The organism is Pseudomonas sp. BS3782 TE3695 (assembly GCF_050435305.1).
Taxonomy (GTDB): domain Bacteria; phylum Pseudomonadota; class Gammaproteobacteria; order Pseudomonadales; family Pseudomonadaceae; genus Aquipseudomonas.
Genome location: NZ_JBNDKB010000001.1, coordinates 6,114,936 through 6,138,888 on the forward strand (window position 1 = coordinate 6,114,936; position 23,953 = coordinate 6,138,888).

Annotated in this window: 23 protein-coding genes; 13 read left to right on the plus strand and 10 right to left on the minus strand. The window is 59.1% G+C overall.

From position 1 onward, the window contains the following. Positions 1-2: 2 nt before the first annotated feature. The 5 genes from folE to ABH909_RS27735 all read left to right on the plus strand — a co-directional run bounded on the left by folE (position 3) and on the right by ABH909_RS27735 (position 3,218). On the plus strand, positions 3-578 hold the full coding sequence (gene folE / locus ABH909_RS27715; protein WP_008070545.1) for a GTP cyclohydrolase I FolE: 576 nt from the start codon (positions 3-5) through the stop codon (positions 576-578). A gap of 2 nt (positions 579-580) precedes the next feature. After that, positions 581-952: a dihydroneopterin triphosphate 2'-epimerase gene (gene folX, locus ABH909_RS27720; RefSeq protein WP_007901645.1), complete on the plus strand. Its 372-nt coding sequence runs from the start codon at positions 581-583 to the stop codon at positions 950-952. A 131-nt stretch (positions 953-1,083) separates the two neighbouring features. Then, positions 1,084-1,380 (plus strand): DUF1244 domain-containing protein, encoded by a 297-nt coding sequence (locus tag ABH909_RS27725; RefSeq protein WP_018927179.1) that lies wholly within the window; start codon positions 1,084-1,086, stop codon positions 1,378-1,380. Further along, positions 1,373-1,711, plus strand: a complete 339-nt coding sequence (locus ABH909_RS27730; RefSeq protein WP_429439297.1) for a HopJ type III effector protein — start codon at positions 1,373-1,375, stop codon at positions 1,709-1,711. The genes ABH909_RS27725 and ABH909_RS27730 overlap by 8 nt, the downstream gene beginning before the upstream one ends. A 256-nt stretch (positions 1,712-1,967) precedes the next feature. Beyond that, the gene (locus tag ABH909_RS27735; RefSeq protein ID WP_429439300.1) at positions 1,968-3,218 is read left to right on the plus strand and encodes a 2-aminoadipate transaminase; all 1,251 of its coding nucleotides are present in this window, start codon (positions 1,968-1,970) and stop codon (positions 3,216-3,218) included. A gap of 192 nt (positions 3,219-3,410) precedes the next feature. Here the strand turns inward: ABH909_RS27735 and trxB are convergent, their stop codons facing one another. Further along, positions 3,411-4,367 carry a thioredoxin-disulfide reductase gene (gene trxB / locus ABH909_RS27740; RefSeq protein WP_008008648.1) on the minus strand — a complete coding sequence of 319 codons (957 nt, stop codon included), beginning with the start codon at positions 4,365-4,367 and terminating at the stop codon, positions 3,411-3,413. Positions 4,368-4,682: 315 nt separating this feature from the next. On the opposite strand from trxB, the gene cysZ reads away from it, so the two are divergent. Together cysZ and ABH909_RS27750 are read left to right on the plus strand one after the other, a co-directional pair. After that, positions 4,683-5,438 carry a sulfate transporter CysZ gene (gene cysZ, locus ABH909_RS27745; RefSeq protein ID WP_429439303.1) on the plus strand — a complete coding sequence of 252 codons (756 nt, stop codon included), beginning with the start codon at positions 4,683-4,685 and terminating at the stop codon, positions 5,436-5,438. 40 nt (positions 5,439-5,478) lie between these two features. Beyond that, a complete protein-coding gene (locus tag ABH909_RS27750; RefSeq protein ID WP_429439306.1) occupies positions 5,479-6,678 on the plus strand; it encodes a glycosyltransferase family 4 protein in 1,200 nt (399 codons plus the stop codon). 126 nt (positions 6,679-6,804) lie between these two features. Here the strand turns inward: ABH909_RS27750 and ABH909_RS27755 are convergent, their stop codons facing one another. The 3 genes from ABH909_RS27755 to ABH909_RS27765 all read right to left on the minus strand — a co-directional run bounded on the left by ABH909_RS27755 (position 6,805) and on the right by ABH909_RS27765 (position 9,164). After that, positions 6,805-7,908: an NADH:flavin oxidoreductase gene (locus tag ABH909_RS27755; protein WP_429439309.1), complete on the minus strand. Its 1,104-nt coding sequence runs from the start codon at positions 7,906-7,908 to the stop codon at positions 6,805-6,807. A 164-nt stretch (positions 7,909-8,072) separates the two neighbouring features. Beyond that, the gene (locus ABH909_RS27760; protein WP_429439311.1) at positions 8,073-8,555 is read right to left on the minus strand and encodes a glutathione peroxidase; all 483 of its coding nucleotides are present in this window, start codon (positions 8,553-8,555) and stop codon (positions 8,073-8,075) included. Between the two features lie 123 nt (positions 8,556-8,678). Continuing rightward, positions 8,679-9,164: an FKBP-type peptidyl-prolyl cis-trans isomerase gene (locus ABH909_RS27765; protein ID WP_429439314.1), complete on the minus strand. Its 486-nt coding sequence runs from the start codon at positions 9,162-9,164 to the stop codon at positions 8,679-8,681. Here ABH909_RS27765 and ABH909_RS27770 point away from each other — a divergent pair. From ABH909_RS27770 to ABH909_RS27780, 3 genes are read left to right on the plus strand one after another with little or no spacing between them, the layout of a single operon-like run. After that, positions 9,133-9,471 (plus strand): DUF3565 domain-containing protein, encoded by a 339-nt coding sequence (locus ABH909_RS27770; RefSeq protein WP_429439316.1) that lies wholly within the window; start codon positions 9,133-9,135, stop codon positions 9,469-9,471. The genes ABH909_RS27765 and ABH909_RS27770 overlap by 32 nt on opposite strands. Positions 9,472-9,531: 60 nt before the next feature. Next, on the plus strand, positions 9,532-11,631 hold the full coding sequence (gene pta, locus ABH909_RS27775; RefSeq protein ID WP_429439319.1) for a phosphate acetyltransferase: 2,100 nt from the start codon (positions 9,532-9,534) through the stop codon (positions 11,629-11,631). Continuing rightward, complete coding sequence (locus ABH909_RS27780; protein ID WP_429439321.1) at positions 11,632-12,537, plus strand: acyltransferase; 906 nt, start codon at positions 11,632-11,634, stop codon at positions 12,535-12,537. A 185-nt stretch (positions 12,538-12,722) separates the two neighbouring features. On the opposite strand, the gene cysN is transcribed toward ABH909_RS27780, so the two are convergent. The 4 genes from cysN to ABH909_RS27800 all read right to left on the minus strand — a co-directional run bounded on the left by cysN (position 12,723) and on the right by ABH909_RS27800 (position 17,060). Continuing rightward, positions 12,723-14,621: a sulfate adenylyltransferase subunit CysN gene (cysN, locus tag ABH909_RS27785; RefSeq protein WP_123499019.1), complete on the minus strand. Its 1,899-nt coding sequence runs from the start codon at positions 14,619-14,621 to the stop codon at positions 12,723-12,725. A 53-nt stretch (positions 14,622-14,674) separates the two neighbouring features. After that, positions 14,675-15,016, minus strand: coding sequence for a four helix bundle protein (locus ABH909_RS27790; protein WP_007901593.1), 342 nt, complete (start codon positions 15,014-15,016; stop codon positions 14,675-14,677). Positions 15,017-15,120: 104 nt separating this feature from the next. Beyond that, on the minus strand, positions 15,121-16,038 hold the full coding sequence (gene cysD, locus ABH909_RS27795; RefSeq protein WP_429439324.1) for a sulfate adenylyltransferase subunit CysD: 918 nt from the start codon (positions 16,036-16,038) through the stop codon (positions 15,121-15,123). Between the two features lie 263 nt (positions 16,039-16,301). Next, positions 16,302-17,060, minus strand: coding sequence for a Nif3-like dinuclear metal center hexameric protein (locus ABH909_RS27800; RefSeq protein WP_429439327.1), 759 nt, complete (start codon positions 17,058-17,060; stop codon positions 16,302-16,304). 103 nt (positions 17,061-17,163) lie between these two features. On the opposite strand from ABH909_RS27800, the gene algW reads away from it, so the two are divergent. The 3 genes from algW to ABH909_RS27815 all read left to right on the plus strand — a co-directional run bounded on the left by algW (position 17,164) and on the right by ABH909_RS27815 (position 21,294). After that, positions 17,164-18,321: a Do family serine endopeptidase AlgW gene (gene algW / locus ABH909_RS27805; RefSeq protein ID WP_429439330.1), complete on the plus strand. Its 1,158-nt coding sequence runs from the start codon at positions 17,164-17,166 to the stop codon at positions 18,319-18,321. A 122-nt stretch (positions 18,322-18,443) separates the two neighbouring features. Next, a complete protein-coding gene (locus ABH909_RS27810) occupies positions 18,444-20,549 on the plus strand; it encodes a TonB-dependent siderophore receptor (protein ID WP_429439333.1) in 2,106 nt (701 codons plus the stop codon). Between the two features lie 13 nt (positions 20,550-20,562). Next, positions 20,563-21,294 (plus strand): DUF4198 domain-containing protein, encoded by a 732-nt coding sequence (locus tag ABH909_RS27815; protein ID WP_429439335.1) that lies wholly within the window; start codon positions 20,563-20,565, stop codon positions 21,292-21,294. 159 nt (positions 21,295-21,453) lie between these two features. Here ABH909_RS27815 and hisC read toward each other — a convergent pair whose 3' ends face one another. Then, positions 21,454-22,506, minus strand: coding sequence for a histidinol-phosphate transaminase (gene hisC / locus ABH909_RS27820; RefSeq protein WP_429439338.1), 1,053 nt, complete (start codon positions 22,504-22,506; stop codon positions 21,454-21,456). 2 nt (positions 22,507-22,508) lie between these two features. Then, on the minus strand, positions 22,509-23,834 hold the full coding sequence (hisD, locus tag ABH909_RS27825) for a histidinol dehydrogenase (protein ID WP_429439341.1): 1,326 nt from the start codon (positions 23,832-23,834) through the stop codon (positions 22,509-22,511). Positions 23,835-23,953: the final 119 nt, after the last annotated feature.

A 23,953-nucleotide genomic window follows, 5' to 3' on the forward strand; every position in this document is an offset into this window, starting at 1 on the left:
CCATGACGTTATTCCCGCCACACAATTCCTTGTCCCAGAGCTATCGCGAGATCCTGATCGGCCTCGGTGAAAATCCTGACCGCGAAGGGCTGCAAGACACCCCGGTGCGCGCCGCCAAGGCGATGCAGTACCTGTGTCATGGTTACGAGCAAAGTGTCGAAGAAATCGTCAACGGCGCGCTGTTTGCCTCTGACAACGATGAAATGATCATTGTCGACAACATCGAGCTGTACTCGCTCTGCGAACATCACATGCTGCCCTTCATCGGCAAGGCTCATGTGGCTTATATTCCAACGGGCAAGGTGCTGGGCCTGTCGAAGATTGCGCGGCTTGTGGATATGTTCGCCCGCCGCCTGCAAATCCAGGAAAACCTCACCCGGCAAATCGCCGATGCCGTGCAGCAAGTGACCGACGCCGCCGGTGTCGCGGTGGTCATTGAAGCCCAGCACATGTGCATGATGATGCGCGGCGTGGAAAAACAGAATTCGACCATGAACACCTCGGTGATGCTCGGCGCCTTCCGCGAGTCGAGTAATACCCGCCAGGAGTTCCTGCAATTGATTGGACGGAGCAAGTAGCAATGCCACAACTTCAACCAGGAATGGCACGCATCCGGGTCAAGGACCTGTGTTTGCGAACTTTCATCGGGATCAACGAAGACGAAATCCTCAACAAGCAGGATGTGCTGATTAACCTGACCATCCTGTACGCCGCTCAGGATGCAGTGCGTGACAACGATATCGATCACGCGTTGAATTACCGCACCATCACCAAGGCGATCATCGCCCATGTGGAGGGCAATCGCTTTGCCCTGCTCGAACGCCTGACCCAGGAATTGCTGGACCTGATCATGGTCAACGAGTCGGTGCTGTACGCCGAAGTCGAAGTCGACAAGCCTCATGCCTTGCGCTTTGCCGAATCAGTGTCGATCACGCTCGCGGCAAGTCGCTAAGCTTCAAGCTTCAAGCTTCAAGCTTCAAGCTTCAAGCTTCAAGCTTCAAGCTTCAAGCGGTAAGCTAAGGGCACCGCAACCCATCTTGCAGCTTGAAGCTTGCTGCTCAAAGCTATCTCGCAGAGACCCCCATGAACGATCAACAACGCCTGGAACTTGAAGCCGCCGCCTTTCGCCGGCTGGTCGCGCACCTGGACAGCCGCAAGGACGTGCAGAACATCGACTTGATGAACCTCTCGGGTTTCTGCCGCAACTGCCTGTCCAAGTGGTACAAGGCCGCCGCCGACGAACGCCAGATCGACGTCAGCCTCGACGAAGCCCGCGAAGTGGTTTACGGCATGCCGTACGCCGAGTGGAAAGCCCAATACCAGAAAGAAGCCAGCGCCGACCAGCAAGCGGCGTTCGCCAAAGGAAAACCCAATGAATGATCTGAACACCCTGCGCGCCAGCCTCAAGAGTGGCGAACACGCTTTCGCCGATACCTTGGCGTTCATCGCCGCCGGTTACGACTATCAGCCCCAGGCGTTCAATAACGGCGGTGTGGAAAACGCCGCCGGGCAAAACGAAGGTTCGTGCAAGACCCTGGGTCTGGCGTTGCTGGAAGGCTTGAGTGATGAAGAGGCGCTGTTGGCGTTTGGCGAACATTACCGCTCGGTAGTGGCCACGCCGCAAGGCAGCGACCACGGCAATATCCGCGCGCTGATCGCCCATGGTTTGGACGGTGTGAAGTTCTCGCAGCAGCCGCTGACCCGCCGCTGATTCGCGAAAGATCAAAATCAAAAGATCGCAGCCTGCGGCAGCTCCTACAGAATTTGTGTCCGTCCGATATTTCATGGGTGTACGCGATTCCCACGTAGGAGCTGCCGCAGGCTGCGATCTTTTGATCTTTTGCCATTCATCTCTTGCCGCACATCCCGACTTTTAATATTGACCCAGCGACTTTATTTCGTTTGCCGGTCCCCCCTGCTCGCAGCTTAGATAAAAAGAAGCCTCCCTTCTTCTGAGCCCGGTATCCATGAGCAGCGAAAACATCAGTCGGTCAATCAACATCGTTCATCCCGTCACGCTCAGCCACGGCAAAAACGCTGAGGTCTGGGACACCGATGGCAAACGCTACATCGATTTTGTCGGTGGTATCGGCGTACTGAACCTCGGCCATTGCCATCCGCGCATCGTCGAGGCCATTCGTGAACAAGCCACCCGGTTGACTCACTATGCGTTCAACGCCGCGCCGCATGTGCCTTATCTGGAACTGATGGATCGCCTGACGGCGTTTATCCCGGTGGACTACCCGGTCAGCGGCATGCTTACCAACAGCGGTGCGGAAGCGGCGGAAAATGCCCTGAAGATCGTCCGTGGCGCCACCGGTCGCACGGCGGTTATCGCTTTCGATGGCGCCTTCCACGGTCGCACACTCGCCACCCTCAACCTCAACGGTAAAGTCGCACCGTACAAGCAGAAAGTCGGTGTTCTGCCGGGGTCGGTGTTTCACCTGCCCTTCCCCAGCAAAGACAACGGCGTGACCTGCGCCGAGGCCCTGAAGGCGATGGATCGGCTGTTCAGCGTCGAAATCGACGTTGATGACGTGGCCTGTTTTATCGTCGAACCGGTACAGGGCGAAGCGGGTTTCCTGGCGATGGACGTGGAGTTCGCCCAGGCGCTGCGGCATTTCTGTGATGACAAAGGCATCCTGCTGATCGCCGATGAAATCCAGTCTGGCTTCGGTCGTACCGGCCAGCGGTTTGCGTTTTCGCGATTGGGCATTGAGCCGGACCTGATCCTGCTGGGCAAAAGCATTGCCGGCGGCGTGCCGCTGGGGGCGGTTGTCGGGCGTAAGTCGCTACTCGATAACTTGCCCAAGGGCGGATTGGGCGGCACCTATTCGGGTAACCCCATCGCCTGTGCCGCCGCATTGGCGACGCTGGATGAAATGACCGACGCGCATTTGCACGCCTGGGGTGCGCAACAGGAAGAAGCGATTGTCAGCCGCTACCAATCCTGGCGAGCCCGCGAACTGTCACCGTATCTGGGTCGTTTGACCGGCGTCGGTGCCATGCGCGGCATCGAGCTGATCAATGCCGACGGCACACCGGCCTCGGCGCAGCTGGCACAGCTGCTGATCCTCGCGCGCGACTCGGGCTTGCTGTTGATGCCCAGCGGCAAGTCGCGCCACATCGTACGGCTGCTGGCGCCGTTGACCACTGAAGCTGTCGTGCTGGAGGAAGGGCTGGATATTCTTGAGGTGTGCCTGGCGAAATTGTCCTGATCCCAAAGTTCACACAGTCCATGTGGGAGCGGGCTTGCTCGCGAATGCGGCATATCAGTCGATATTCATATTGCCTGACACATCGCATTCGCGAGCAAGCCCGCTCCCACACTGGAAATGTGATCAAGCAATAAATCGCGAGCACAAAAAAAACCGGCCGAGGCCGGTTTTTTGTTTTCTACAGAATCAGTATCAAGCGTTCTGCAGATCGTCGAGGTAGCGCTCGGCATCCAGTGCCGCCATGCAACCGGCGCCGGCCGAGGTGATGGCCTGACGGTAAACGTGGTCAGCCACGTCACCGGCGGCGAAGATGCCTTCGAGGTTGGTCGCAGTCGCGTTGCCGTCACGACCGCCCTGCACAACCAGGTAGCCGTCTTTCAACGTCAACTGACCTTCGAACAACGAAGTGTTCGGGGTGTGGCCGATGGCGATGAACACGCCGTCGACTTTCAGCTCGTCGAAGCTGCCGTCGTTGTTCTTCAGGCGAGCACCGGTCACGCCCATGTTGTCGCCCAGCACTTCGTCCAGGGTCGAGTTCAGCTTCAGGATGATCTTGCCTTCGGCAACCCGGGCATTGAGCTTGTCGATCAGGATTTTCTCGGCGCGGAACGTTTCGCGACGGTGGATCAGGGTAACGGTGCTGGCGATGTTGGCCAGGTACAAGGCTTCTTCCACAGCCGTATTACCACCACCGACCACAGCCACGGGCTTGTTGCGATAGAAGAAACCGTCGCAGGTGGCGCAGGCCGAAACGCCTTTGCCCATGAACGTTTCTTCCGACGGCAAGCCCAGGTAGCGGGCGCTGGCGCCGGTGGCGATGATGAGTGCGTCGCAGGTGTAAGTCGCGCTGTCGCCAATCAGGGTGTACGGCTTGGCGGCGAAGTCCACGGCATTGATGTGGTCGAACACGATCTCGGTTTCAAAGCGCTCGGCGTGCTCTTTCATCCGCTCCATCAGCGCCGGGCCGGTCAGGCCATGGACATCGCCCGGCCAGTTGTCGACTTCGGTGGTGGTGGTCAATTGACCGCCGGCTTGCATGCCAGTGATCAGCAGTGGCTTGAGGTTGGCACGGGCGGCATAGACCGCGGCGCTGTAACCGGCAGGGCCGGAACCGAGAATAATCACTCGCGAATGACGAACTTCAGACATGACCTGCTCCTGTTGACCGGGCCCGAAACACTGGGCGCGGAACGCCGGATTGCCGGCGGGAATAAAAAAGGATCGTTGAAAGCACTTGGGGAAGGCTTGGGCTCGACAGTCCTGTAAAAGAATGGGTGCAGCGTATCGAGGGGGCGAAGATTAAGGAAATACGGTTTAACAATCCAGCTCATAGGCGGTCTCTATCCCGTCGCAGTGAATTTATAGACGCCTTTGTTACAGTTAATGTCGATGCCGCTACCGCGCTTTCACCTGTCAGGCAAAGCCGGTAAGGTCGGCGCGTTTACCCTTTGCTCGGAGCACGTTATGCCCGCCCCCGTTCTGTCTGGCCCGCAATACCTGCGCGAGGGCCTCAAGCTGGTCCTGAGCCCTGGCCTGCGCTTGTTTGTGTTGTTGCCGCTGGCGATCAACCTGGTACTGTTCGTCGGATTGATCTATCTGGCCGGCCATCAGTTCAGTATGTGGGTCGATACGCTGATGCCGTCCCTGCCCGATTGGCTGAGCTTTCTGAGCTACATCCTGTGGCCGATTTTCGTCGTGTTGGTGGTGTTGATGGTGTTTTTCACCTTCACCATGCTCGCCAACATCATTGCTGCGCCGTTCAATGGCTTCCTGGCGGAGAAGGTCGAAGTAGTGGTGCGCGGCACCGACGACTTCCCGGCCTTCAGCTGGGGCGAACTGATCGCCATGATCCCGCGTACCCTGTCCCGGGAAATGCGCAAACTCGGCTACTTCCTGCCCAGGGCCATCGGGCTGTTCATCCTGTCGTTGATCCCGGTGGTCAACATCATCGCCGCGCCGCTGTGGCTGCTGTTCGGGGTGTGGATGATGGCGATCCAGTACATCGATTACCCGGCGGATAACCACAAACTGGGCTGGAACGAAATGCTCGCCTGGCTGCGGCAGAAACGCTGGCAGAGCCTCGGTTTCGGCGGGAGCGTGTATCTGGTGTTGCTGATTCCGGTGGTCAACATTCTGATGATGCCGGCGGCAGTGGCCGGTGCAACGCTGTTCTGGGTACGTGAGCGTGGGGCGGAAAATCTGGTGGCAGAGCGCCGCTGATCGCGTCACAAATCCATCACTCAACCGTCACAATGACGACATGGCCTCAGTCGACACTGAGGTCATGACGACAACTCTGCATATCACCCTGATCACCGAAACCTTCCCACCGGAAATCAACGGCGTGGCCAATACCCTTGGCCGCTTGTTCGACGGTTTGCGCGCACGCGGGCATCAGGTCGAGTTGGTGCGCCCACGCCAGAGTGGCGATCCGCTAATGGGCAGCAACGATGGGTTGCTGTTATGTCGAGGCTGGCCGCTGCCGGGTTATCCCGGCCTGCAATGGGGTCAGTCGTCGATGCACAAGTTGCTGCGTCGCTGGAAACGCCATCGCCCGGATGTGTTGTACATCGCCACTGAAGGACCGCTGGGGTTGTCGGCATTGCGCGCGGCACGGCGTTTGGGGATTTCTGTGGTCAGCGGCTTTCATACCAATTTTCAGCAGTACTCCAGCCAATACGGCTTCGGGCTGCTGACCCGCTTGCTGACTCACTACCTGCGCTGGTTTCACAATCGCTCGACCCTGACCCTGGTGCCCAGCGCCAGCCAGCGACTGGAGCTGGAACGCCGTCGTTTCGAGCGCCTGGCGCTGCTCTCTCGAGGCGTCGACAGCCAGTTGTTCCATCCGGCCAAACGGCTGAAACCGCTGCGTGAGCAATGGGGATTGGCCGAGGAAGACATTGCCTTGATCCACGTAGGACGCCTGGCGCCAGAGAAAAATCTTGGCTTGCTCAAGCGGTGTTTCGACACGCTGAAAATGACTTATCCACAGCGAAACATGAAATTGATTGTGGTCGGTGATGGGCCGCAAAGATCGGCGCTGGAGAAGGAACTGCCCGAGGCGATTTTCTGCGGTTCACAACGTGGCGAAGCCTTGGCCAGTCACTATGCGTCGGGGGATGTGTTTCTATTTCCAAGCCTGACCGAAACCTTCGGCAATGTGGTGCTTGAGGCATTGGCCTCGGGGCTGGGAGTGGTGGCGTATGATCAGGCTGCGGCAGCCCAGCATATTCGCCATGGCTACAACGGCGTACTGGCCATGCCCGGGGATGAAGAGGCGTTCTGCGATGCGGCACGCTGGCTGCTGGAGGAGCGCGAAACCTTGCGCTGCGTGCGCCTTAATGCGCGCCAGCATGCGAGTCGTCAGGGTTGGGGGGCGATTATCGAGCAGTTCGAGGGACAGTTGCGGGGGGCTTGTGTTGGGGAGCAGGTGGTTCCTGATGCGCAGACATTACCCTGAATCCTTGATGACATTGAATCAGCCTTCGCGAGCAAGCCTGCTCCCACCTTTGATCGCATTCCCCTGAGAGAACTCGGTCGAATGTGGGAGCGGGCTTGCTCGCGAAGGCGTCTGTTCTGTCGCCGCTTAAACCAGCGTCATCAAAGCCTCACGGCTGAACGGCAGGATGTCTTGCTCACGTCCGTCGCGCACTTTCTGCGCCCAGTCCGGGTCCACCAGCAAGGCACGCCCCACGGCCACCAGATCGAATTCATCATTATTCAAACGCTCCAGCAGTTTTTCCAGGCTGGCCGGTTGCGCGATCTTGTCGGTGTTGACCATGAATTGGAGGAACTCGCCATCCAGGCCGACGCTGCCGACGGTAATGGTTGGCTTGCCGGTGAGCTTGCGGGTCCAGCCGGCCAGGTTCAGCTCGGAACCGTCAAACTCCGGTTCCCAGAAACGCCGCGTGGAGCAGTGGAAAATGTCCACGCCAGCGTCGGACAATGGCTGGAGGAATTCGCCCAGGGCTTGTGGGGTTTGCACCAAGCGTGCGGTGTAGTCCTGCTGCTTCCACTGGGAGAAACGGAAGATGATCGGGAAACCTTCACCAACCGCTGCACGCACCGCCTGAATCAGTTCGATGGCGAAGCGCGAACGATTGGCCAGGCTGCCACCGTATTCGTCAGTGCGCTGATTGCTGCCTTCCCAGAAAAACTGGTCCACCAGATAACCGTGGGCACCGTGGATTTCCACGCCGTCCATGCCGATGCTCTGAGCATCCTTGGCGGCTTGGGCGAACGCGGCAATCACGTCCTGGATATCGTCCTTGGTCATGCCGTGAACCACGACCTGCCCGTCCTTCATTTTTTCCGACGGACCGTAACCCGGCACGCTGGCGTCCGGTTCGGTGCCGATGCGGCGCACGCTGCCCACATGCCACAGCTGCGGAACGATCTTGCCGCCTTCGGCGTGCACCGCGTCGACAACTTTCTTCCAGCCGGCCAGCGCCGCTTCGCCGTAGAAATGCGGCACGTTCGGGTAACCGTTGGAAGCTTTGTGGCCGACGGTGGTGCCTTCGGTGATGATCAGGCCCACCCCGGCAGCGGCGCGACGACGGTAGTATTCGATCACTTTGGAATTGGGCACGCCGCCCGGCGAAAACGAGCGGGTCATCGGCGCCATGACGACGCGGGTCGGCAACTCGAGAGCGCCGAGGTGAAAAGGCTTGAACAGGGCTTTGACAGGCATGGGACGCTCCATGGGACATAGACTTTATGACGGCGATAATATGGAGACTGCCAAGCCTTGAACAGCACTATTGATTTAAGTGATTAAGGATTAGAAACGAAAAGATCGCAGCGCCCACAGGCGCGTAGGAGCTGCCGAAGGCTGCGATCTTTTGATTTTGATTTTCAGCCCAGCGCTTTTTCGATCGCCTGGATGACAGCATGATCATCCGGCGCCGTACGCGGCGAGAACCGCGCCAGCACGCGACCGTCCTTGCCCAGCAGGAATTTCTCGAAGTTCCAGGTGATGTCGCCCGGGAATTCCGCGCCTTCGCCCGCCAACAGTTTGTATAACTGATGACGTTCATGGCCGTTGACTTCCAGCTTGCTGGACAACGGAAAACTCACGCCGTAGTTAAGGCTGCAGAACGCCTGGATCTCCTGCTCGGTACCCGGTTCCTGCCCGGCAAACTGGTTGCACGGCAAGCCCAGCACACTGAAACCCCTGTCCTTGTATTGCTGATAGAGGTTTTCCAGCGCCGCGTACTGTGGGGTCAAACCACATTTGGAGGCAACGTTGACCACCAGCACGACACGCCCCTTGAAGGGCGCCAAAGGTAGCTCCTGACCATCCAGGGCTGTCAGTTTAAGGTCGTGAAAAGCACTCATGACGAACTCCAAATTCCAGTGTTCTTCTCAAAACAGCCACTTGGCGGTGTCATCAAGGACAGCCGCGGACTAAAAAGGCGCCCTCGGGCGCCTTTCCAGCTTTTGAAAGCTTAGCGCAGAAAATCAGTGGTGATGGCCACCTTCGCCATGGACGTGACCGTGCGCGATTTCTTCCTGGCTGGCGTCACGGATGTCGACGATCTTGACCTGGAAAGTCAAGCGCTGACCGGCCAAGGGGTGGTTGCCATCGACGGTGACATCGTCGCCGTCCAGATCGCGGATGGTGACGATCTGCATCTGGCCGTCCGGAGCGGAAGCGTGGAACTGCATGCCCACTTCCAGCTCGTCGACGCCTTCGAAATTCTTGCGGTCCAGGGTATTGACCAGTTCCGCGGAATATTCGCCGTAGGCATCTTCAGGTTCTACGGTGACATTCACCTCATCACCGACTGCTTTGCCTTCCAGAGCCTTTTCCAGGCCCGGGATGATGTTACCTGCGCCTTGCAGGTAGACCAGCGGCGCGCCGCCGGCGGAGCTGTCGATGACCTCACCAGCGTCGTTGGTAAGGGTATAGTCGATGGAGACAGCCTTATTGGCGGCGATCAGCATGGGGCGAGACCTTTTGCATAAGAATATTGAAAGACCAAGTTTAGCGAAGCAATCGCCCGAAAGCGAACACAACCCGGACAGACGGGGTGCGACAAAAGGATCGACGGTCACAGGCTTCCATCAGGATGAAGACGGACACTGGGTAGCCGAGCTTTCCTGTGGCCATACTCAGCATCTGCGCCATCAGCCGCCGTGGCAATCCCGGGCCTGGGTGCTGGACCCTGCGTTACGTCAGGAAAAAATAGGCCAGCCCTTTGATTGCGGATGGTGCGCACAAGGCTCGGTTAGCGATAACCTTGACGACTGAATTTCGGTAGAACGCCAGCCATAGGCGCTCACCATTGCCATGCACCCTTAGAGAATCCGCATGCAAACTTTTTTTATCGCGCCCACCGATTTTGGTGTGGGTCTGACCTCCATCAGCCTCGGGCTGGTGCGCACACTTGAGCGAGCCGGTCTCAAAGTCGGCTTTTTCAAGCCGATTGCCCAGCCGCACCCAGGCGACACGGGCCCTGAACGCTCCACCGAACTGGTGGCCCGCACCCACGGTTTGAAACCGCCTCAGCCACTGGGCCTGGCCCACGTTGAGCGGATGCTCGGCGACGGTCAGCTGGACGAACTGCTCGAAGAAATCATCACCCTCTATCAGCAAGCCGCTGTCGGCAAGGACGTGCTGATCGTCGAGGGCATGGTCCCGACCCGCAGCGCCAGTTATGCGGCGCGGGTCAACCTGCATTTGGCCAAGAGCCTGGACGCCGATGTGATTCTGGTCTCGGCACCGGAAAACGAAGTGCTGACTGAATTGTCCGGCCGGGTGGAATTACAGGCGCAATTATTCGGCGGGCCGAAGGACCCGAAAGTCCTGGGCGTGATCCTCAACAAGGTAAAAACCGACGAAAGCATGGAGGCCTTCGCCTCGCGCCTGAAGGAACATTCGCCGTTGCTGCGCAGTGGCGACTTCCGTCTGCTTGGCTGCATCCCGTATCAACCGGAACTGAACGCCCCGCGCACCCGCGACGTGGCCGACCTGATGGGCGCTCAGGTGCTCAATGCGGGCGACTACGAAACCCGGCGCATGACCAAAATCATCATCTGCGCGCGTACCATGCGCAACACCGTGGAGCTGCTCAAACCTGGTGTGCTGGTGGTAACCCCCGGCGATCGCGACGACATCATCCTCGCCGTCAGCCTCGCAGCGATGAACGGCGTGCCTCTGGCCGGCCTGTTGCTGACCAGCGACACCCTGCCCGACCCGCGCATCATGGATTTGTGCCGTGGCGCCTTGCAGGCTGGCCTGCCGGTGTTGTCGGTCAGCACCGGTTCCTACGAAACCGCCAACCAGTTAAACAGTTTGAACAAGGAAATCCCGATCGACGACCGCGAACGTGCGGAGATCATCACCGATTTCGTCGCCAGCCACCTCGACGCCAACTGGCTGCACCAACGCTGCGGCACGCCACGGGAAATGCGCCTGTCGCCAGCGGTGTTCCGCTACCAGCTGATCCAGCGCGCCCAGGCCGCCAACAAGCGCATCGTGTTGCCCGAAGGCAGCGAGCCGTTGACCGTACAGGCTGCAGCGATCTGTCAGTCCCGCGGCATTGCCCGTTGCGTGTTGCTGGCCAAACCGGCGGACGTCGAAGCGGTCGCACGCGCCCAAGGCATCGAGTTGCCGCCGGGGCTGGAAATCCTCGATCCGGACCTGATTCGCGAACGCTACGTCGAGCCGATGGTTGCCCTGCGCAAAACCAAAAGCCTCAACGCGCCGATGGCCGAGCAACAACTGGAAGACACCGTGGTGATTGGCACCATGATGCTGGCGCTGGATGAAGTCGACGGGCTGGTGTCCGGGGTCATTCACTCCACCGCCAACACCATCCGCCCGGCTCTGCAACTGATCAAGACCGCGCCGGGCTGCACGCTGGTGTCTTCGGTGTTCTTCATGCTGTTTCCGGAAGAAGTGCTGGTCTACGGCGACTGCGTGATGAACCCGCACCCGAGCGCCAGCGAACTGGCCGAGATTGCCCTGCAAAGCGCCGACTCGGCAGCCGCCTTCGGCATCACACCGCGCGTGGCGATGATCAGCTACTCCAGCGGTGAATCGGCCAGCGGCGAAGAAGTCGAGAAGGTTCGCGAAGCGACGTTGCTCGCCCATGAACAACAGAACTCGCTGCTGATCGACGGCCCATTGCAATACGACGCCGCCGCCAACGAAACCGTTGCCCGGCAACTGGCGCCGAACAGTCAGGTCGCCGGTCGCGCCACAGTGTTCGTGTTCCCCGACCTGAACACCGGCAACACCACCCACAAAGCCGTGCAGCGCAGCGCCGACTGCGTCAGCCTCGGGCCAATGCTGCAAGGCCTGCGCAAACCAGTGAATGACCTGCCGCGCGGCGCGCAGGTCGACGACATCGTCTACACCATCGCGTTGACCGCGATTCAAGCTGCCAACCGACCTTTGGATGTTTAAATGCTGGATTTTCTACCTGCACCCGTGCGCGGCGTGATTGCCTCGCTGCTGTTGGCGCTGAACACAATTGTCTGCTGCACGCCGCTGTTCGTCGTGGCGATTTTCAAACTGCTATTGCCCTTCCCCGCCGCCCAACGTTTTACCGATTGGCTGATGGGCCATATCCACGAAACCTGGATCAGCAACAACAAGGCCTGGATGGACCTGCTCGGGCACACGCGCTGGCAGCTCAGCGGGCTGGAAGGTCTGGACTATCAGCACTCGTACCTGATCACCAGCAACCACCAGAGCTGGGTCGACATCATGGTGTTGCAATACGTGCTGAACCGGAAGATTCGCCCGCTGAAGTTCTTCCTCAAACAGCAACTGATCTGGGTACCGGTGATTGGTCTGGCGTGGTGGGCACTCGGCTTTCCGTTCATGAAGCGCTACTCCAAGGCCTACCTGGAGAAGCATCCGGAGAAGAAAGGCAAAGACCTGGAAACCACCCGCAAGACCTGCGACAAGTTCCGCAATAACCCGGTGGGGATTTTCAACTTCGTCGAAGGCACACGTTTCACCGAAGGCAAGCACGTACAGCAGAGCTCACCGTTCCGCTACCTGCTCAAACCGAAAGCGGGTGGCATTGCCTTCGTATTGGATGCCATGGGCGATCAGCTGGAAGCCATCGTCAACGTGACCATTCACTATCCGGCCGGCCGTCCCGGTTACTGGGATTTGCTCTGTGGGAACGTGAAGGATGTGGTGGTGCATTTTCAGGAGCTGAAGATTCCACCGCAGTTCGTTGGCAAGAACTATGACCAGGATGGGGTGTATCGGCTTGAGTTTCAGGGTTGGATCAATCAGTTGTGGAATGACAAGGATGCGCTGCTGGGGCAGATGCACCGGGAGTATCCAGCGCAGTAGTTCGGCGTCTGTTTTGGCCTCTTCGCGAGCAAGCCCGCTCCCACATTGGATCTTCATGAGACACAAATTTTGTATATGACAAAAATCCACTGTGGGAGCGGGCTTGCTCGCGGAGGCGTCCTCCCAGACACAAAAAAACCCGCAGACGATCACTCATCTGCGGGTTTTTTATTAGCAGCTAACGCTTAGATCGCGCCACGCTTGCGCAGCAGATCCAGCACTTGCTTGACGCTTTCTTCCAGCGACAGCGACTGGGTGTCGATCACCAGATCGGCATTCAGCGGCACGTCGTACGGGAAGGATTCGCCCGGGATGTTATCGCCACCCGCCGCGTACAGACCTTGCGGATCACGCTCGGCACAGACCGTCGGAGAGGCCTGGACGTAGACCGTCAGCAGACGCTCCTTGCCGATCAGTTCCCTGGCCTGCTCACGACCTTCAGCACTCGGCGCAACGAAGGCTGCCAAGGTCAACAGACCCGCTTCGTTGAACTGACGCGCAACGTGCGCTGCACGACGCCAGTTTTCGGTACGCCCGGCACGATCATGTGGCAGGCCTTTATTCAGGTCATGACGCAGGTTCTGGCCATCGAGCACAAACACTGCGCGGCCCATGTCGAACAGCTTGCGTTCAACCGCGTAGGCCAGGGTGCTTTTGCCAGCGCCCGACAAGCCGCTGAACAACACGGTGGCCGGTTGCTGACCAAAGCGCTGGGCACGTTCTTCGGTAGCCACATGCGCCAGTTTGCCGTGATGGGTGCTGCTGCCATGGCTCAACGGCTGGGCGATGATCATGCCGGCCGCGACCGTACCGTTGGTCAGTCGATCGATGACGATAAACGAACCGGTGGTGCGGTTGCTGTCGTAACCGTCCAGCGCGATGGCCGCGTCGAGGCTGATCTTGACCCGACCGATCTCGTTCAGCTGCAGCGAGCTGGCGGGACCTTCGGCCAAGGTGTTTACGTCCACGCGATTGACGATGCTGGTGATCGAACCCGGCACGTAAGTCGTGGCGCGCTTGATGTCGTATTTCTTGCCCGGCAGCATCGGCTCTTCAGCCATCCACACCAGCATGGCGTCGAAGGCGTCAGTCACTTGCGGCTGGTTGTCGGCATGCACCAGCAAGTCGCCGCGGGAGATGTCGATTTCGTCTTCCATGGTCAGCGTCACCGCTTGACCAGGACCAGCGTGCTCCAGTTCACCTTCGAAGGTGACAATGGATTTCACGCGGCTGCTCTTGCCCGACGGCAACACAACGACTTCGTCGCCCTTGTGCACGATGCCGCTGGCCAGGGTGCCGGCGAAACCACGGAAGTTCAGGTTCGGGCGGTTGACGTACTGCACCGGGAAACGCAGGTCGGTGTAGTTGCGGTCGCTGGCGATTTCGACGGTTTCCAGGATTTCCATCAGCGACTGGCCGGTGTACCACGGCGAGCGCTCGGACTTGTTCACCACGTTGTCGCCTTTGAGCGCGGACATCGGCACGAACGCCATGGTGGTCGGCTTGAACGCGATGCCTTCGGCGAACTTCAGGTAATCGGCCTTGATCGACTCGAACACGCTTTCGTCGAAGCCGTTGAGGTCCATCTTGTTGATGGCGACAACGATGTGCTTGATGCCCAGCAACGAGGCGATAAAGCTGTGGCGACGGGTCTGGGTCTGCACGCCGTAACGGGCGTCGACCAGAATGATCGCCAGGTCACAGGTGGAGGCACCGGTGGCCATGTTGCGGGTGTACTGCTCATGGCCGGGGGTATCGGCGATGATGAATTTGCGCTTGGCGGTGGAGAAATAGCGGTAGGCAACATCAATGGTGATGCCCTGCTCACGCTCAGCCTGCAAGCCGTCGACCAGCAGCGCCAGATCGATGTCTTCGCCGGTGGTGCCGACTTTTTTCGAGTCGCGGGTAATGGCTTCCAGATGATCTTCGTAGATCATCTTGGAGTCGTGCAGCAGGCGCCCGATCAGGGTGCTCTTGCCGTCGTCGACGTTGCCACAAGTCAGAAAGCGCAGCATTTCCTTGCGTTCGTGCTGGCCCAGGTAGGCGAGGATGTCCTCGCTGATCAAATCAGATGCGTGACTCATTGCATTCGAGCTCCAAGCTGTAAGCTTCAAGCGGCAAGCTTGTCGGCGTACAGCTACTCAGAAATTTTGTTGATCAAGCCGCATAGCATTCTTGAAAGCTCGCGGGTTTCTGTAATCCAATCGTCAGCCAGAGGATCAGCGATGTAGGCAATTTCACGGCCGATGAGGATCTGAGTGCGTAACTCACCGCATGAAGCTTTCGCCACCCAAAGAAAATGTACTTTTTCCTTGGGACCACAACGCTCCATTCCTTCAGCAATATTGGAAGGCACCGAAAGTGCAGAGCGGGTAATTTGATCCTTGAAGCCAAAGTCCCCACATCTCGACAACTCTCTATAGATCCTTACCGCCAAACACTTGCTTCTCTGCCAGACAATCAGCTTCTCGAAATCCATTGCGAGTCATCCGATAACGGCTCGCAACCCCCAGCTGCAAGCACCAAACTGCGAAATTACGCGTACCGCCCTTAACTTGCAGCTTGCCGCTTGTAACTCGAAGCTTAAAAGTATCCCTGACGTTTCTTTTCTTCCATCGAACCTGCGCCATCGTGATCGATGACCCGGCCCTGGCGTTCGGAAGTTCGCGTCAGGAGCATTTCCTGAATGATGTCGGTCAGGCTGGTGGCCTCGGACTCGACCGCACCGGTCAACGGGTAGTCGCCCAGGGTACGGAAACGGACCTTTTTCTTGACGATGCGCGCCTTGTCTTCGTCGCTCAGGTGATTGAGCAGACGCTCGTCGTCGATCATGATCCAGGTGCCATTCATCTCGATGACGTCGCGCTCGGCTGCAAAATACAGCGGCACGATCGGGATACCTTCGAGGTAGATGTACTGCCAGATGTCCAGCTCGGTCCAGTTCGACAACGGGAATACGCGGATCGATTCGCCCTTGTTGACCTTGCCGTTGTAGACGTTCCACAACTCCGGGCGCTGGTTTTTAGGGTCCCAGCGGTGCTTGGTGTCACGGAAGGAATACACGCGCTCCTTGGCCCGGGATTTCTCTTCGTCGCGACGGGCGCCGCCGAATGCTGCGTCGAAGCCATGCTTGTCGAGGGCCTGCTTGAGGCCTTCGGTCTTCATGATATCGGTGTGCTTGGCACTGCCGTGGGTGAGCGGGTTGATACCCTGCGCAACACCCTCCGGGTTCACGTGCACCAGCAGGTCCAGGCCGAGCTCTTCGACCATGCGGTCGCGGAACGCGTACATTTCCTTGAACTTCCACTGGGTGTCGACGTGCATCACCGGAAACGGAAGTTTGCCCGGGAAGAAGGCCTTGCGTGCCAGGTGCAGCATCACGGCGGAGTCTTTACCGACGGAGTACAGCATCACCGGGTTATCGAACTCGGCGGCGACCTCGCGGATGATGTGGATGCTTTCGGCCTCCAGCTGTTTCAGATGCGTCAGTTTGTCGACCATGGCTACTCACGAAAACGATCTTATGGACGGCCTGCGGGCCGTGTTCGAGCGGGGAATCCTAGCACAGCGCCCTCTTCTAATCAGGACGCTGGCTAGATCGAAAGGGTATATGAATATACCCCCTCGTTTGGGCTCTCCAGATTGGAAACCCACCCCTTGTGTAGGAGCTGCTGAAGGCTGCGATCTTTTGATCTTGATCTTTAAAATCAAAAGATCGCAGCCTTCGGCAGCTCCTACAGAGGTGACAGCATTGCAATCCGAAATCAGATAGGGTTCGGGCAATCGATGAAGATATGCTCGAGGGCGAAACGTCGCGCCAGGTAATCGCCCAAAGCCTGCACACCGTAACGCTCGGTGGCGTGGTGGCCGGCGGCGATGAAGCTGATGTCGTTTTCCCGGGCGCTGTGGAACGTCTGCTCCGAGGCCTCGCCGCTGAGGTACAGATCGACGCCCGCCAACACCGCCTGATCAATGTACCCCTGGCCGCCACCGGTGCACCAGCCGACCCGACGAATCATCGCGCCGCCTTCGATCAGCAATGGCTCGCGCCCCATGACTTCCTGCACGCGACGGGCAAAATCACGAGGGGTCATCGGTTCGCTCAACGAACCGACCAGGCCAACGATTTTCAGATTATCCGGATCCAGCGGGCCTTCGACGGTGATGTCCAGTTGCCGGGCAAGCTGCACGTTGTTGCCGACTTCCGGGTGCAGATCCAGCGGCAAGTGATAGGCCAGCAGGCTGATATCGTGCTTGAGCAAGGTTTTCAACCGGCGCTGCTTCATGCCGGTGATGCACGGGTTTTCGCCTTTCCAGAAATAGCCGTGATGCACCAGCACCAGATCGGCCTGGGCCTCCACCGCGGCGTCCAGCAGCGCCTGGCTGGCGGTAACACCGCTGACGATGCGCATCACTTGCGGCCGGCCTTCGACCTGCAAACCATTGGGGCAGTAATCGGCGATCTTCGCACTTGCCAGGTAGCGGTCGGCTTCTTCGACCAGGGTGCTCAGGGCAACGGCCATAAAAGACTCCTAAATATCCCGTTCAGAGGCGCGCGCGGCCTCGTATAATGCGCGACATTATGGGCGGTCTCACACCGCCTGCAACCTCTGTAGGACTTGCTTAATGCTCAAGGCGCTGCGTTTTTCCGGCTGGCCGCTGTTGGCCGGCGTGCTTATCGCTCTATTGATTATGCAGCGTTACCCGGAGTGGGTCGGGTTACCAAGCCTGGACGTCAATCTGCAGCAAGCCCCGCAAACCCTCGGTCTGCAGCAGGGCCCGGTGTCCTATGCCGACGCAGTGACCACAGCCGCCCCGTCGGTGGTCAATCTGTACACCACCAAAGTGGTCAACAAGCCCAGTCATCCGCTGTTCGAAGATCCGCAGTTCCGCCGCTTCTTCGGCGACAACTCGCCCAAGCAGAAGCGCATGGAGTCGAGCCTCGGTTCGGGCGTAATCATGAGCCCGGAAGGTTATCTGCTGACCAACAACCACGTGACCAGCGGTGCCGACCAGATCGTGGTGGCGCTCAAGGATGGTCGTGAAACCCTGGCGCGGGTCATCGGCAGCGACCCTGAAACCGACCTCGCAGTATTGAAAATTGACCTGAAAAACCTGCCGTCAATCACCGTCGGCCGTTCCGACAACATTCGCATCGGCGACGTGGCCCTGGCCATCGGCAACCCCTTCGGCGTCGGCCAGACCGTGACCATGGGCATCATCAGCGCCACCGGGCGCAATCAGCTGGGGCTGAACAACTACGAAGACTTCATCCAGACCGATGCCGCGATCAACCCCGGCAACTCCGGCGGTGCACTGGTGGACGCCAATGGCAACCTGACCGGCATCAACACGGCGATCTTCTCAAAGTCTGGCGGTTCTCAAGGCATCGGCTTCGCGATCCCGGTCAAACTGGCGATGGAAGTGATGAAGTCGATCATCGAACACGGCCAGGTGATTCGCGGCTGGCTTGGTATCGAAGTGCAACCGCTGAGTCAGGAGCTGGCGGAATCGTTTGGTCTGTCGGGACGTCCGGGGATTGTGGTCGCAGGGATTTTCCGTGACGGCCCGGCTCAGAAGGCCGGCCTGCAACTGGGCGATGTGATCCTCAGCATTGACGGTGAACCGGCCGGCGACGGTCGCCGCTCGATGAACCAGGTGGCACGAATCAAACCGACCGACAAGGTCACCATTCAGGTGATGCGCAACGGCAAAGAGCTCAAGCTCACGGCAGAAATCGGTCTGCGTCCGCCACCCGCGCCGATCAAGGAAAAAGAAGAGTAGAAGCTGCCGAAGGCTGCGATCTTTACGAGGTCTTTGAAAGCACAGAGACATCGAGCGTTAAACGAATACATTCTCATTAGGCATGTTATATTGTTTCAATATCACTATTGGAACAACATAACATGTCGTCTCGAACAATGGCTTCCCTCGCAGGCCTGGCCCTCGGTTTGCTGGGGGATCCAGTCTTCGCTGAAGAATCTCAAACCGTTGAACTGGACGCCATCAGCGTCACCTCCGACTACGAATCCCCCACCGGCCCGGTCAAGGGCTACCGCGCCACGCGCTCTTCCAGCGCAACCAAAACCGACACGGCTATTCGCGATATCCCGCAATCGATCAGTGTGGTTCCCGTCAGTGTGCTCAAGGACCTGGGTAGCACCAGCGTCGAACGCGCGCTGGAATTTGCCGGCGGCGTGTCGAAACAGAACAACTTCGGTGGCCTGACGCTCTACGAATACAGCGTTCGCGGCTTCACCACGTCGGAGTTCTACAAGGACGGTTTCAGCGCCAACCGCGGCTATCCAAGCACGCCGGACGTGGCCAACATCGAACGCATTGAAGTGCTCAAAGGCCCGGCCGCCAGCCTCTACGGTCGTGGCGATCCGGGTGGCACGGTAAACATCGTCACCAAAAAACCCCAGCCTGAAGCCTTCACCACACTGCAAACCAGTGCCGGCAGCTGGGATCGCTATCGCACCGCCGTGGACGTCAACACACCGCTGGATGATGACGGCAACGTTCTGTCCCGGGTGAACCTGGCTGTCGAGGACAACCACAGCTTTCGCGATCACGTCGACAGTCAGCGTGTGTTCGTTGCGCCTTCGTTCAGTTGGCAACTGAACCCGGACACCAGCCTGTTGGTGGAGAGCGAATTCGTGCGCCACAGCTCGACCTTCGATCGCGGTGTCGTCGCGCCGAACAATAAATGGAGTGGCGTTTCCCGTTCGACCTTCCTTGGCGAACCCAACGATGGCGACATCGACAACCACAACAATCTGCTGCAAGCCGCCCTCGAACATCAGCTCAACGACCGCTGGAAACTGCGCCTCGCCAGCCATTACAAGGAAGGCAAACTCTGGGGCTTCGCCTCCGAAAACCGTCCCTTGAACGCCGACGGCCATACCATCAACCGTCGCTATCGCGAGCGCGATACCAACTGGCACGACAGCATCACCCAACTCGAACTGCGTGGTTTGTTCGACATCGGCAGTTGGCAACACGAACTGCTGATCGGCAGCGAATACGAGAATTTCCGCAAGAACGAACGGATCACGACCATTGCCGGCGGCCCTTACGCTATCGATATCTATCGACCGATCTACGGCCAGTCGAAACCTGATGGCGCGCGCTCCGGGACTGACTTCTTCGAGCATGTCGAAAGCCAGGCGTTGAACCTTCAGGACCAGATCGTCTTCACCGACAAACTGCGCGGCATGCTTGGTGCGCGCTTCGAACATTTCGAACAAAGCATCGACGATCACAGCCGCAATGCCACTAGCCACCAACGCCATGACGCCCTGACCCAGCGCGCCGGCCTGCTCTACCAACTGACGCCCGAAGTGGGATTATTCGCCAACGTCTCCACCTCGTTCAAACCGAACAATGGGCTGGACGCCACCGGCAAATCCTTCGACCCGGAAGAAGGCGTCGGTTATGAAATCGGAATCAAGAGCGAACTGTTCGACGACCGCCTGAGCACCACCCTCGCCGCCTTCCATATCGAAAAGGAAAACGTCCTGGCCCTCGACCCGAGCACTGACTCCAGCCGCGCCATGGGCAAGGCCCGCAGCCAGGGGGTGGACCTGCAAGTCACCGGACAAGTGACCGACGCCGTGCGAGTAATCGGTGCTTTCGCGTACATCGACGCCAAAGTCACCCAAGGCGACAAGGTGATTCCCACCGGCAGCCGAATTCTTGGCGTGGCCAAACGCAGCGGCAGTCTGTTGGGCGTTTATGAATTTCAGGACGGCCATTTGCGCGGTTCGGACCTTGGCGCAGCGTTCACCTATGTCGGTGATCGTTCGGGTGAAGCCGGCAGCGATTTCCAATTGCCGGCGTATCATACCGTCGACCTTCTGGCCCATTACAAGGCCAGCGAAAACCTCACCGTGGGCCTGAACCTGAACAACCTTTTCGATGAGAAATACTTCGAGCGCTCCTATAGCAACTACTGGGTCAACCCCGGGGAGCCGCGCAATTTCACCCTCAGCCTGACACTCAACCTGTAAAAGGACGTCCACCATGCAACATCTGAAATCCCTGGCACTGCCTGGTCTGCTGCTCGGCCTGTTAAGCGCCAGTCAAGTCTCGGCCCACGGTCTCTGGACCGAACAACGTCGTAGCAACATCGAAGTCATCTACGGTCACGGCGCCGAAGACAACGCCTTCAAGGCGCAGAAAATCAGTGGCGCCTGGGCCTATGACGTTGCCGGAAAAATGATCCCGGTTGAGGTGCAACGCCTGGCCGACCATGCCCGCCTGCAACCGTTGAAACCACCGGCGGTGATGGCGGTCGCGCTGAACAATGGCATGTGGTCGCAAACGGCGGATAAGAAATGGATCAACGAAGGACGCAGCAAAGTGCCAGGGGCCATCGAGTCGACCGAGACGTTCAAATACAGCCTGGCGATTTATCAGCCGGGAGCGAAGCTGCCGAAGCTCGATCAGATGAAACTGCTGATTCTGCCGGAAGTTGATCCGCTAACCGTGGGGCCGGGCAAGTCGTTGCCGGTTCGAGTGCTGCTGGACGGTAAGCCGGCGGCGGGCGTGAAGTTGGTGGGCGACTATCGCAGCGCGCCGGATACATTAAGCACCGAGACCGATGCAGAAGGTCGGGCGCAAGTATTGGTGCGTAATGAAGGGTTGAATGTGATTGCGGCGCAGGTGGAAATTCCGCTCAAGGACAATCCTGATGTCGCGACGCGCGGGTTGTTCACGTCGCTGACCTTCCTGGGCGAAGCGCATCACGATTAACCCAAAAAACCTTGTGGGAGCGTGGCTTGCCCGCGATGGAAACGCCGCGCTCCAACAGGCAGACCGCGTTATCGTTCTTCGCGAGCAAGCCCGCTCCCACACTGGATCTCTGTTGCACAGAAGATCAAGTGTGGGAGCGGGCTTGCTCGCGAAAGCGATCTAAAGGTCGCCGAGGCCGTCGATCAGTGCCTGATTCTGCTCTGGCGTACCGATGGTGATCCGCAGGAACTGGGCAATCCGCTCTTGCTTGAAGTGCCGCACGATCACGCCTTGTTCGCGCAACTTCGCCGCCAGCCCTGCCGCATCGTGCTTCGGGTGACGAGCGAAAATGAAGTTTGCCGCCGACGGCAACACCTCAAACCCCTTCGCCTCCAACTGCGCGACCACCTTCTCGCGACTGTCGATGACCAACCGGCAAGTCTTGTCGAAATACTCGCGATCCTCGAACGCCGCCGCAGCTCCCACAATCGCCAGACGATCCAGCGGGTAAGAGTTGAAGCTGTTCTTGATTCGCTCCAGGGCCTCGATCAGGTCCGGATGCCCCACCGCCAGGCCAACCCGCAGGCCCGCCAGCGAACGGGACTTGGACAGGGTCTGAGTCACCAACAGGTTCGGATAACGGTCCACCAGCGTAATCGCCGTTTCACCACCGAAATCGATATAGGCCTCATCCACGACGACCACCGAATCCGGGCTGGCCTTGAGGATTTGTTCAACCGCGTCCAGCGCCAACAGGCAACCGGTCGGCGCGTTCGGGTTGGGGAAAATGATTCCGCCGTTCGGCTTGGCGTAGTCCGCCGGGTTGATCCGGAATTGCTCATCCAGCGGTACCGCGTCGAATGCGATGCCGTACAGCCCGCAGTAAACCGGGTAGAAGCTGTAGCTGATATCCGGGAATAGCAGCGGCTGATCGTGTTGCAGCAAACCGTGAAAAATGTGCGCCAGGACTTCATCGGAACCGTTGCCGAGAAACACCTGATTGCCCTGCACGCCGTAGTACCTGGCGACAGCCTGCTTGAGCAGATCGCTGTTCGGGTCTGGGTACAGACGCAGGTTGTCGTTCAGCTCGGTCTGCATTGCAGCCAACGCTTTGGGCGATGGACCGTACGGGTTCTCGTTGGTGTTGAGCTTCACCAGTTTCGCCAGCTTCGGCTGCTCGCCCGGCACGTAAGGCACCAGATTCTTGACGAAGGGACTCCAGAATTTACTCATGCTCAGCTGCCCTTCTTATCGTCAACGATGCGGTATTCGGCGCTGCGGGCGTGAGCGGTCAGCGACTCGCCACGGGCCAGTACGGAAGCGGTTTTGCCCAGTTCGGAGGCACCCTGCTCTGAGCAGAAGATGATCGACGAACGTTTCTGGAAGTCATAAACACCCAGCGGCGAAGAGAAGCGCGCGGTGCCGGACGTTGGCAGCACGTGGTTCGGGCCAGCGCAGTAGTCGCCCAGCGCTTCTGAGGTATGGCGGCCCATGAAGATCGCGCCGGCGTGGCGGATCTGCGGCAACCAGGCCTGCGGGTCGGCAACCGACAACTCCAGGTGTTCCGGCGCAATGCGGTTGGCCACGTCAATGGCTTGTTCCATGTCGCGAACCTTTATCAGCGCACCGCGACCGTTGATCGAGGTCTCGATGATCTCGGCGCGCTCCATGGTTGGCAGCAGCTTGGCGATGCTGGCAGCGACCTTGTCGAGGAACTCGGCGTCCGGGCTGACCAGAATCGCCTGGGCGTCTTCGTCGTGCTCGGCCTGGGAGAACAGGTCCATGGCAATCCAGTCCGGATCGGTCTGACCGTCACACACCACGAGAATCTCGGAGGGGCCGGCGATCATGTCGATGCCGACCTGACCGAACACGTGGCGCTTGGCGGTGGCGACATAGATGTTGCCAGGGCCGACAACCTTGTCGACCTTCGGCACGCTTTCGGTGCCGTAAGCCAGCGCCGCAACAGCCTGGGCACCGCCGATGGTGAACACCCGGTCAACCCCGGCAATGCAGGCCGCGGCCAGCACCAGCTCGTTGATCTCGCCGCGCGGTGTCGGCACGACCATGACCACTTCGCTCACGCCGGCAACCTTGGCCGGAATGGCGTTCATCAGCACTGAGGACGGGTACGACGCCTTGCCGCCCGGTACATACAGACCGGCGCGATCCAGCGGCGTGACCTTCTGGCCCAGCACCGTGCCGTCGGCTTCGGTGTAGCTCCAGGAATCCTGCTTTTGTTTTTCGTGGTAGCTGCGCACGCGAGTCGCGGCCTTTTCCAGGGCTTCACGCTGAGGCGCAGTGATGCGGGTCAGGGCCAGTTCCAGGCGTTCACGCGGCAGAATCAGGTCTGCCATGGAGGCGACTTGCAGGCCGTCGAACTTCTGGGTGAATTCCACCAGCGCCGCATCGCCCCGTTCGCGCACAGCCTTGATGATGTCCAGCACCCGCTGATTGACCGAGTCGTCAGACACACTTTCCCAGCTCAGCAGATGATCCAGATGATGTGCGAAATCCGGGTCAGCAGCGTTGAGTCGGCGAATTGCAGTCGGTGCGGTCATAGCGAGAGCCTCATAGGATTGGCAAAAACTCAGGCGCCCGAAGCTAACATTCGATCCGCTTGGGCACCTGAGAATTCTGGCTATGAGGCGGATAGACGGCGCGCCTTGCGGTCGCGCAG

What these genes read in the sequence shown, in the direction of transcription:
- ABH909_RS27730 (WP_429439297.1), top strand. Translation starts at nt 1,373, where the DNA reads ATGAATGATCTGAACACCCTGCGCGCCAGCCTCAAGAGTGGCGAACAC.
- ABH909_RS27810 (WP_429439333.1), top strand. Translation starts at nt 18,444, where the DNA reads ATGTCGTCTCGAACAATGGCTTCCCTCGCAGGCCTGGCCCTCGGTTTG.
- ABH909_RS27770 (WP_429439316.1), top strand. Translation starts at nt 9,133, where the DNA reads ATGGAGACAGCCTTATTGGCGGCGATCAGCATGGGGCGAGACCTTTTG.
- algW (WP_429439330.1), top strand. Translation starts at nt 17,164, where the DNA reads ATGCTCAAGGCGCTGCGTTTTTCCGGCTGGCCGCTGTTGGCCGGCGTG.
- trxB (WP_008008648.1), bottom strand. Translation starts at nt 4,367, where the DNA reads ATGTCTGAAGTTCGTCATTCGCGAGTGATTATTCTCGGTTCCGGCCCT.
- ABH909_RS27800 (WP_429439327.1), bottom strand. Translation starts at nt 17,060, where the DNA reads ATGGCCGTTGCCCTGAGCACCCTGGTCGAAGAAGCCGACCGCTACCTG.
- ABH909_RS27815 (WP_429439335.1), top strand. Translation starts at nt 20,563, where the DNA reads ATGCAACATCTGAAATCCCTGGCACTGCCTGGTCTGCTGCTCGGCCTG.
- pta (WP_429439319.1), top strand. Translation starts at nt 9,532, where the DNA reads ATGCAAACTTTTTTTATCGCGCCCACCGATTTTGGTGTGGGTCTGACC.
- ABH909_RS27725 (WP_018927179.1), top strand. Translation starts at nt 1,084, where the DNA reads ATGAACGATCAACAACGCCTGGAACTTGAAGCCGCCGCCTTTCGCCGG.
- ABH909_RS27780 (WP_429439321.1), top strand. Translation starts at nt 11,632, where the DNA reads ATGCTGGATTTTCTACCTGCACCCGTGCGCGGCGTGATTGCCTCGCTG.
- folX (WP_007901645.1), top strand. Translation starts at nt 581, where the DNA reads ATGCCACAACTTCAACCAGGAATGGCACGCATCCGGGTCAAGGACCTG.
- hisC (WP_429439338.1), bottom strand. Translation starts at nt 22,506, where the DNA reads ATGAGTAAATTCTGGAGTCCCTTCGTCAAGAATCTGGTGCCTTACGTG.
- ABH909_RS27760 (WP_429439311.1), bottom strand. Translation starts at nt 8,555, where the DNA reads ATGAGTGCTTTTCACGACCTTAAACTGACAGCCCTGGATGGTCAGGAG.
- hisD (WP_429439341.1), bottom strand. Translation starts at nt 23,834, where the DNA reads ATGACCGCACCGACTGCAATTCGCCGACTCAACGCTGCTGACCCGGAT.
- cysN (WP_123499019.1), bottom strand. Translation starts at nt 14,621, where the DNA reads ATGAGTCACGCATCTGATTTGATCAGCGAGGACATCCTCGCCTACCTG.
- ABH909_RS27790 (WP_007901593.1), bottom strand. Translation starts at nt 15,016, where the DNA reads ATGGATTTCGAGAAGCTGATTGTCTGGCAGAGAAGCAAGTGTTTGGCG.
- cysZ (WP_429439303.1), top strand. Translation starts at nt 4,683, where the DNA reads ATGCCCGCCCCCGTTCTGTCTGGCCCGCAATACCTGCGCGAGGGCCTC.
- ABH909_RS27765 (WP_429439314.1), bottom strand. Translation starts at nt 9,164, where the DNA reads ATGCTGATCGCCGCCAATAAGGCTGTCTCCATCGACTATACCCTTACC.
- ABH909_RS27750 (WP_429439306.1), top strand. Translation starts at nt 5,479, where the DNA reads ATGGCCTCAGTCGACACTGAGGTCATGACGACAACTCTGCATATCACC.
- folE (WP_008070545.1), top strand. Translation starts at nt 3, where the DNA reads ATGACGTTATTCCCGCCACACAATTCCTTGTCCCAGAGCTATCGCGAG.
- ABH909_RS27735 (WP_429439300.1), top strand. Translation starts at nt 1,968, where the DNA reads ATGAGCAGCGAAAACATCAGTCGGTCAATCAACATCGTTCATCCCGTC.
- ABH909_RS27755 (WP_429439309.1), bottom strand. Translation starts at nt 7,908, where the DNA reads ATGCCTGTCAAAGCCCTGTTCAAGCCTTTTCACCTCGGCGCTCTCGAG.
- cysD (WP_429439324.1), bottom strand. Translation starts at nt 16,038, where the DNA reads ATGGTCGACAAACTGACGCATCTGAAACAGCTGGAGGCCGAAAGCATC.